Consider the following 408-nt stretch of genomic DNA (forward strand, 5'->3'; position numbering starts at 1 on the left):
AGACAACTAGGAGGTTGGCTCAGAAGCAGCCATCCTTTAAAGAGTGCGTAACAGCTCACTAGTCGAATGACTCTGCGCCGATAATTTACCGGGGCTAAGCATACTACCGAAGCTATGGATCCCAAGGGATGGTAGGGGAGCGTTCCATGAACGGAGAAGCGTGATCGAGAGGACGCGTGGAGATCATGGAAGAGAGAATGCCGGTGTGAGTAGCGGAACGTGGGTGAGAATCCCACGCACCGAAAACCCAAGGTTTCCAGAGGAAGGTTCGTCCGCTCTGGGTAAGTCGGGACCTAAGGCGAGGCCGAGAGGCGTAGTCGATGGACAACAGGTAGAGATTCCTGTACTCATATATATGTGAAGGAATGACGGAGAGAGGAAGCTGCAGCCAGCGGCTGGAAGAGCTGG

At 53.9% G+C, this 408-nt stretch carries 1 rRNA gene (only partly in view); it reads left to right on the forward strand.

Annotated features, from left to right (window positions below):
- Window positions 1–408, forward strand: a 23S ribosomal RNA gene (locus DWX59_RS28350) (its annotated part extends past both window edges: 492 nt to the left, 1,297 nt to the right); the annotation flags it as partial.

The sequence above is a fragment of the Enterocloster aldenensis genome, assembly GCF_003434055.1.
Classification (GTDB): Bacteria; Bacillota; Clostridia; order Lachnospirales; family Lachnospiraceae; genus Enterocloster; species Enterocloster aldenensis.